This is a genomic window from Mycobacterium sp. NGS45 (genome assembly GCF_059812645.1).
Genome location: NZ_JCALDB010000044.1, coordinates 1 through 7,901 on the forward strand (window position 1 = coordinate 1; position 7,901 = coordinate 7,901).

4 protein-coding genes are annotated in these 7,901 nt (G+C 60.9%); all 4 read right to left on the reverse strand.

Translation table 11 applies throughout. The features are described from left to right. Positions 1 to 313: 313 nt before the first annotated feature. The gene (locus AC5Y3P_RS22135) at positions 314 to 940 is read right to left on the reverse strand and encodes a hypothetical protein (protein WP_500048083.1); all 627 of its coding nucleotides are present in this window, start codon (positions 938 to 940) and stop codon (positions 314 to 316) included. A gap of 274 nt (positions 941 to 1,214) precedes the next feature. Then, entirely contained in the window at positions 1,215 to 3,530 is a 2,316-nt protein-coding gene (locus tag AC5Y3P_RS22140; RefSeq protein ID WP_500048084.1) for a hypothetical protein, read from the reverse strand. Positions 3,531 to 3,636: 106 nt separating this feature from the next. After that, the gene (locus AC5Y3P_RS22145) at positions 3,637 to 7,053 is read right to left on the reverse strand and encodes a DEAD/DEAH box helicase family protein (RefSeq protein WP_500048085.1); all 3,417 of its coding nucleotides are present in this window, start codon (positions 7,051 to 7,053) and stop codon (positions 3,637 to 3,639) included. 9 nt (positions 7,054 to 7,062) lie between these two features. Further along, positions 7,063 to 7,901, reverse strand: an 839-nt coding sequence (locus AC5Y3P_RS22150) for a restriction endonuclease subunit S (RefSeq protein ID WP_500048086.1), incomplete at its 5' end; no start/stop codon positions are given.

Consider the following 7,901-nt stretch of genomic DNA (forward strand, 5'->3'; position numbering starts at 1 on the left):
CGAGCTGCCCGCAGTACTTAGTGTAGAGATCATGGGGTGCCGACCAGACATCACAGCACTCGATCAAAAGTGGAAGCAGGTGCTTCGCAACCGTGACGAGCATTTGAACCTCGCTCGCAAGCACTTCAGTCTCGACCTAGAGGCGGTGGAGATGTCTCTAGGTTTCCAGAGGTAGCTCGGGGCCGTCCCCGATCCCGCCACAACATCCGTGCGCCGGTGCGGGTGGATCGCTTCTAATCACGAATTGAACAGATGGAACCCAGGAACGCCACAGGCCACATCCACATCTACCCGAGGAGAGCACCCTGCGGGATCAACGTGAAGTACGCGGCCGCTGAGACCTCGGAACATAGAGTTGATCAATCCGCGCGACGCTGTCAGCCGACTTACCGAGTGCCACAAGGTAACTCTTCACAAACTCCACGTTGTACCCCGCATCCATGAGAATGTCGATGGGAGGGTAGTACTTTCCCGCGAAGAATGCTTCGCGCTGTCGCGCGTAGCCGTTGTAGCCAGCATCATGCAGGTCGCGTAGTGCCTCTTCAATCGCTGCCGGCACTCCGGGATGCCTCTTGCCAGTTACTGCATCAACAGCCTTCGTGGCAGCGGCCCATCCTTCCACCTCATTGGGGCTGGGCGTGGCCACGCCCAGCAGCTGACCCGCAGCTAGACGCATGCCCTTCTCCAGCAGCTTCAATGGAGGATGCACGACCATCACCGGACCGCCTGGCGTGGGCATGTTTCCGCGCCCGCTGCCGACATTCTTATTGGCACTGTAATTCTGGTGGTAGCTCTCACGGCTCGCCGACATATGCGGCAGCAGTAGTGCTCGTCGACACCAGCTTTCGCCCTTCTGATACAGGTAACTCTCTACCGCAGCGAACGCATAGGCAAGGCCTCGTTCGCTTCCGTCAGCCCACACGTTGTCATTCGGTTCCATACAGACATTCTTTCAGCACCCACCGACAAGTACGCGGATACTTCGATCCGGTACGGCGCTGCCGATCAAGCACGACCAGAAATTCAAGCGGAAGCCGTCGAACTAAGCAGCTACGCTGCGGCACTGAGCGCGGTCGGTAATGGTCGAGGCTTGGCAACAGGTCCTCCTGTCCTAAAAGTGGAGATCCTCCTCATGAGCGACAGACTGCTCACGGTCCTTGTCGAACCGAAGGTCCATAGCTCCGCCACGGACTAACTATCAGAAGATCTTGGGCTCATTCAACTCGATGCCGCTCTTCAGAGATAACACCGCCCAAACCACAGATGATTCGCAGTTCGGGAGCCCGGCCTTCGGGCCAGATCTGCTGCTGCATGGCATTTTTCATCGCTGTGACCGTGGCGCAGTCCCATTGTGCTCCACTGGTCGCGAGTATGATTTCGTCCACCTGCAGAACCCGGGCAGCGAAAGCTCGCTTCTGGGCGGCGGCACTTCGCTGCTTCCGATTGCCAAACGAGGTACTTGATTTCGCTTCAGCCAACACGAGTCGGCGATCTACAAGTGCCAGTAGATCTGTCTCGGTGACCGGATTTCCATTCGCATCGCACATCTCGAATTCAGCAGCATCGATGTAGCTCCGTTGCGCTCCGGTTCGGAGGTAGTGCGAGAGCAGTAACGGGACGTCTCCGTTGTCGAGCAACAGTTTCCGCGCGATAGGGTGCAAGTCGTAATACCAGATGGGCTCGTGCACCGGGAGCCGCCATAGCTGACGCTCAAGAGCGTTGTCGGCCAGGCACCGTGGACATCTGACCATGGGGGCTAGGTCAGCTACGTGTACGAATGCCGAATGTTGGCACCTTGGACACTTGGTAAGCAGGCCTCGCCGAAGCACTCCCGCCCTGAGCAATCCGTCGATCGTGTCCCGGGCCCCCGCTGACTCCTCAATACCTGCAAGGGCACACATGCCCGAGAAATGCAAATATCCCTCGGAGTTCACGACACAACCCTCTCCCTTCGGATAATCAGCCCTAGTGGAACCAGACCGGTTGAATGCCAAGAGCACCGAGAGAAGTTCACTTGCGATCAGATCTGTCAACGCCTTTCTGCTGCCCAGCATTGTTGCCAGCACATTGGCCTGCGTACCCGCAGTCGAAAGCCGCACAGACATCTCCTGAGTGCCCGCGCGCGCGTTTGCCCAGTCAATCAGCGACGGAAATCTGAGCAATGGACGCGCGAGGGACTGTGCGAGCGAGGCGCCAGAGGGAATTAAGTCTGTTCGATGTGCTTGATACGAGATCCCCGACCTTCCCGCACGAACCCGAGTGGCTCGGGCCTCTGTTGGTTCGACCAGCAACGACGCTTCGGGCACGGCAATCGAGACTGGCAGTTCGTGGCCGCGGAGGCTGATGTCGACCTGCCAACACGCCGACTGCTCAAGCAGCTCAAGGCCTGACACCCCAATTCGCGGCAGGGGCGGCAGCGTTTGGAAATCTGCGGTGCCCTCATCGGTCGCGACAGCAGCCGACCATTCGTGGGAGATGTTCTCCTTCAAGACGTAGTGGACCTTCCAGTATCTCGAAGGCACTAGGGTGTTGGCACGCACCACCTCCCATTTTTCATCAAGGTTCTTGTCGAGGATCAGGCTCGTACGGTCACGCCACTGTTGTGCACGGGCCGTGATTTCGCCTTCATCTAGAGTGGTTGAGGTAAAAAGAACTCGCTTCAGCTGCTTCGATGCGTGACTTACCAGATTGTCGATTCCCGCTAGCACGTGGGCATGGAGCTCGGTGTCTACCCACCACTCTTCGGGGACCCAGATTCCACACCTGTAGGTACGGTCCCAAACCATGGCAAGAGCGAAATCCGACGGCTCATCGCCAATAACAACCAGCGCGTCGGATCGGTCTGGACCGTACGATTGGGCTCCATCCAATCCGACGAGTGTCCGCGCAAGGTAAGTCTCGTACCTACCCTCGAAAGAATCTCTCGTGCCTACGCCGAAAAGGCCAACAGCCTTGTGCTCGTGTGACGAAAGTCTGCGCACCGCTGATTGCTTGAGTGGCGTTTCGATATCAGCAATGCCGTCATTCGGTGGTTCGCTCAATCCCCAGCGGCATGCTGCTGCTACACCGAGAGCGCCCTTAAGGGCAGGGCTCGCAGCGATCGAGGTCTCACCAGCCCGGAAGTCGCTGACAGTCGACACTGCCACAGGGTCACCCGAACTCGGATCGCTGGCGGTTGAAAACCAGATGTTCCAGAGTGCGGAGAACGTGGGGTTGGCAACTTCCTCAATCTTCAACAGCGGTGATCGGTAGTTGGAGCAAATCGCTGAGATCGTCTCCTGCGCGCGCACAACCAAGTCCGATAGTTCCGCCGGCAACGCTTCATTTGGAGGAACAAGTACGCAGTCGGGGTCGTACTCCCGCAGACAAGCAAGGACCGCAGGGTGAATGTCCCCCTTCTCCGTAGGGACCACAACGAACCCTGCGCCAGCCCAAGCCGTGGTGACTTGGTGAATGCCAGACATGACCATCCGGTGCCAGTCTTGGGTCACCGGCACCACGAGAACGACGCGCGGAGCACGTAGCTGCATGTGGGCTACTTCGTTGGAGTAGACCCTCTGGTCAGACATCATCGCTCGCCTAAGGATTAGTGAATCTGGTCGTGCTGACAGGTTCAGGGTGGTCGGCGCTAACGCCTTATGCAGCACCGTCTTTAGGAGCCGCGTTCTCCCTCACGGTGTTCAAGATTTCCACGATGTTGTCCACATCGCCCTCGCTGAACACATCGTCCGGCCCCGTCGGGGCGTGGTCGATGTAAGGCGACTCGTACAGTCGCGCCGGCTCGACCACACCGTTGGCGGTGAGTTCGGTGACGATCAGGTTGATGAAGCGGATCTGGTCGGTGTTGAACCGGGTGCCGTCGAGGTAGGTGCCAAAGGCGTCGGCGGCGGCTTCGCGGTCCAATCCGACCAGGGATCGTACGAACAGGCCGAGGCCGTGCGATTGTTCACGGGCCAGGTCGATGTCGGCTTGGTCCCCCACGCCGCTGTCGATCAACATGCGTTCCAGCGCTTCCAGATCATCAGCAGTGAGTGGCCTATTGCGGCGCAGCCGCTGCAGAGCGACGTGGTCCTGGTGTTGTGTCAGGTAGGCCTTGGCCTTGGCTTGGAAGCGCTCCCAGTTGGTGCCGGGCGTGATCCCGGGCAGATCGACCAGGGTGGCCTCACCCATTTCGTCGGCGAAGTCGGTGTAGACCACCACCTTCTTGGCCTTCTCCAGGAACCGCACCAGGCCACGCAAGTTGCGGCGCGCAGCTTCGAGCATCGGCAGGGTCACGTCGACCCACCACTCGTCGCTGCCGACCTCTTCGAGCAGTACCTCTTGGGCCTTGACCGACGGGATCGCGGTCTGGCCCAGGAGCCCGGTGGCGATGTTCTGGATCTGCTCGCGCAGGCGTTCGGCGGCGACGGTGTCGCCTTCGAGTTGTGCGAGTTGGCGGCGCAGGACCAGCATGTCGAAGCGTTTGGCGTCTTCGTCGTCGTCCTTGTGCGCCGAGGGCAGGCCCGAGAGTTGTTCGGCGACATCGCCCGCGGCCTCGGTGGTCAACGATATCCACGCTGGCCACTGTCCGTATTGCTCGACCAGTTTGCGGTGTGGCCGGACCAGGAAGTTGTCCAGGTTCATGCCGACCACGGTGCGGTGCAGTGACCGCGCGACGTCGACGCGCAAGCCGCGTTCGGTTTCGGTGCCCTGGCCTTCGCCGGGGTCGGGCTCGGTGACCGGCCAGGCGTGGTCGATGGCGCTGATCAGCCCCAAACGGGTCTCGAACAGGCGTTGGTTCAACGACTTCTGCAGTGAGCCTTCGGATCCCGGGAGGTCTTGGCTGAAGTATTCGAGGTTGCCGCAGAAGTCGAAGACGTAGAAGTTCGCCTTATCCTGGCCGGGGCCGAACAGGTCGGGTCGCAGCCGGGTGCCGCGGCCGATCATCTGCCAGAACTTGGTCTTGGAGCGGACCAGTTTGAAGAACACCAGGTTGACCACGTCGGGGACGTCGATGCCGGTGTCGAGCATGTCGACCGAGATCGCGATGTGCGGGTTCTTCTCGGTGACGGAGAAGTCGTCGATCAGCGACTGTGCATGGCTCAGTCCGTGGGTGATGACACGGGCGAACTGGCCGCCGTAGTGCGGGTATTGGATGTCGAAGCGTCGGGCGATGAACTCGGCGTGGTCTTTGTTCTTGGCGAAGATGATGGTCTTGCCCAGGCGATCCCCGTCGGCGACGCGGTGGCCCTTGCTCATCAGTTCGGCGAGCACCTTGTCGACGGTGTCCTCGTTGAACAGGAACCTGTTCAGTTCCTCGGCACCGACCTCATCGGGCGGGTCGTTGCCCTCGCCCCAGTCGAGGGCATCCCAGTCGGCCTTCTCCTCCTCGGGCAGGTCGGCGTAACGGATGCCTTGGCGCAGGAACTTGGTGCCGACGGAGATCCCGACCGCCGGTACCAGGAAGCCTTCGTTGACGGCGTCGTCGAGGCCGTAGGCGTCGGTGGGGACGCCGTCTTCGAGGTGGAACAGCCGGTAGGTGTTGTGGTCGACTTCGTCCTTGGGGGTGGCGGTCAGCCCGACGAGCAGGGAGTCGAACCACTCGAAGATGGCCCGGTACTTCTGGTACACCGACCGGTGGGCTTCGTCGATGACGACGAGGTCGAAGTAGCCGGGCCCGAACTTCCTGATGCCCGAGTCGGTGTCGTTGATCAGGTTCATCATCGTCGGATAGGTACAGACGTAGACCCGGCCGTCGGTGATCTTCTCGGTCACCAGGTTCACCGTGGTGGCATCCGGCAGGTGCGTCTTGAACGCGTTGGCCGCCTGGGTGACCAGTGCGGTGCGGTCGGCGAGGAACAGCACCCGCTTGACCCAGTTGGCTTCCATCAACTGCTTGATCAAGGCGATGACGGTGCGGGTCTTGCCCGATCCGGTGGCCATCACCAGCAGGGCTTCGCGTTGCTTAGCGGTGAAGGCGTCATCGATCGCCCGTATCGCGCGGTGCTGGTAGTGCCGCTCCACGATGTCGGAGTCGATCGGCATCTGCGCCAGCGGTTTGCGTGTGGTGCGGCGCTGGATCATCAGTTCCAGTTCGTCGCGGGTGTAGAAGCCCTGCACTTCCCTGGGCGGGTAGCCGCCGGCATCGTCCCAGATCCAGTGCTCGAAACCATTGCTGTAGAAGATCACCGGGCGCCGGCCGGTCATCTGATCCAAGCAGTCGGCATACAGTTTGGCCTGCTGCTGGCCGACCTGCGGGCTCTTGCTGGTGCGTTTGGCTTCCACGATCGCCAGGGGCAGACCGTCATCGCCCCACAACACGTAGTCGATGAAGCCGCTGCCGCCGCCGGTGGGCATACCGGTCACCGGATACTCGCGGTCCTTGGCCTCATTCAGGGGCCAACCGGCTTCCGCGAGCATGACGTCGATGAACGTGTCCCGGGTCTGGGCTTCGTCGTAGTCGCGGTCATCGGGCTGCTGATTCGCCGCCTGGGCCTGCTTGACCTTCTCACGCAGGGCGGCGATCTCCGCAGCCTGGGCCGCGGCCAGTTCATCCTTCTCCGCCAGCGCCTTGGCGTGCGCCTCGTCCTGCGCGGCGAACTTCGCCGCGAGTTGGGCGACTTCCTGCCGGCTCAGCGGTGCGGCCTTGGCCGCGATAGTCGGGTCGAATGTGGCCTTGAGTGGAACCGCCTGCGGATTCGTCGAGTACCGGAACGCAGCCCACAGCATCACGTGATGCAGTTCGCGCAGTGCATCCAACGCAGCCCGCGCCGGAATCTGCTGGGGCTCATGGACCGCGGTATTGCCGAGCTTGCGGATCAGGTTCAGCTTGGTGGCAATCCCGACGCCGACCTTCGACTTGAACGCCGCATCGTTGATCTTGGCCGCCAGATCGTTCTTGTACGGGATCGGCAGTGCCAGAACATCATACAAGTAGTCGACCAGGAGCTCGACGGTGCGTCGGCTGTAGAAGCACGCCGACCGCGGATCGCTGGTGGCGTAACTCTCCGCACGCCGGCAATCGGCCAGCACTTCCGGCCACCCGACGGGCTCCAGAAACGCGAAGTTCGACATGCCGCTACCTCACAGCTGACCAGAGAACGCGCGGGATTGGAGAGAAGCGAAGAGTTCATCGAGCTGGTGCGTCGACGAAGTCGGTATCGCGGAGAGCCGACGAACAAACTCAGCCTGACGGGCGATATCGATGAGTGGCAGCTCAAGCCGCTCGAGTTTGGCCTTGGAGATATTCTTCATCGATCCGCCTGTCCCACTCGACAACTGCCCAATCCTGCGGCGGATTGCAGGCATGCGAAACAATGCCCAATAGAAGCGAGGGACGCTCGCGGCATCCAGCCAAACGAATCGCCAAATCTTGTCAGGCAGTGCCAGGTTCGGGGGCGCGTCCTTGACGTAGGCAACCGCACCGACCAACTCAGCGGTGTTCGCACGGCTAATTAGCAAGTCACCAGTCCGAACGAGGTGGTCGGTTGGCGGCTTATAATCGAGCGGAAGTGGCTTGGATTCCGTTGATTTGAACTCCCCGGACGTGACGGCGCTAATCTTCAGCACACGGTACGGCGACGGTGCACTCTCGTCATCGGCCACGATGTTGCGCCCTCCCTGAAGGTCAGCAATCCGTCCAAACTCAACCGACGGACCGGATCTCCGCAGACTCTCGGGATCGCCGAACATGTCAACAAAGATCGATTGCGCCATACCATCGAGGTGGTCCTGCACCTGACGTCGCTTTGCGCGCAACGCATCCACCTGGTCGAGGATTGCTGCGATGCGCCGCTGATCATCGAGCTGCGGGAGGGGCACATGCAGACTTTCGAGAAAGTGAGACGGGACGCGCCGTTGGCCGGCGCTACCTGTCATCCGCATCTCGCCTGCGCGACGGATTCGGTCCTGGCGCAGAAAAT